1 protein-coding gene is annotated in these 523 nt (G+C 74.8%); it reads left to right on the top strand.

All coding sequences use genetic code 11. The annotated features are described in order from the left end of the window. Window positions 1-107: 107 nt before the first annotated feature. A complete protein-coding gene (locus Y694_RS22195) occupies window positions 108-470 on the top strand; it encodes a DUF1304 domain-containing protein (RefSeq protein WP_036236918.1) in 363 nt (120 codons plus the stop codon). Window positions 471-523: the final 53 nt, after the last annotated feature.

Genomic DNA, 523 nt, shown 5'->3' with positions numbered 1-523 from the left:
GCCCGGCGTTTCCTCGAGAGCCGGTCGCCGGCGCGTCCGCCGCGCGGCATCATCGGGCCGCGCGCGGCCCCGGCCGGCGCCCCGGTTCCCTCACAGGAGATGCGCTCATGGCCCTGCTCGCCGACACCGTGGTGGCGCTCGTCGCGCTGCTGCACGTCTACATCCTCGTGCTGGAGATGTTCCTGTGGGACAAGCCGGCCGGCCTGCGCGCCTTCGGCCAGACGCCGGAAGCGGCGGCGGCCTCCAAGGTGCTGGCCGCCAACCAGGGGCTCTACAACGGCTTCCTGGCCGCCGGCCTGTTCTGGGGCCTGAGCCTGGGCGCCGCCGGCAGTGGCGTGAAGGTCTTCTTCCTGCTGTGCGTGCTGGTCGCGGGGCTGTACGGTGCCGCCACCGCCAGCCGCAAGATCCTCTACGTGCAGGCGCTGCCGGCGGCGGTCGGCCTGGCGCTGCTGTGGCTGGCCGGTCGGTGAGCGAAGCCGCCCCGTCGCTGCGCGAGCTGACGCGCCGCCACGCGCAGCCGGGG

This window comes from Methylibium sp. T29-B (genome assembly GCF_000576225.1).
In the GTDB taxonomy this organism is placed as follows: domain Bacteria; phylum Pseudomonadota; class Gammaproteobacteria; order Burkholderiales; family Burkholderiaceae_C; genus Methylibium; species Methylibium petroleiphilum.
The sequence above is the reverse complement of the archived record's forward strand: the minus strand, read 5'-3'. Positions and strand labels throughout refer to the sequence as shown.

What these genes read in the sequence shown, in the direction of transcription:
- Y694_RS22195 (WP_036236918.1), top strand. Translation starts at nt 108, where the DNA reads ATGGCCCTGCTCGCCGACACCGTGGTGGCGCTCGTCGCGCTGCTGCAC.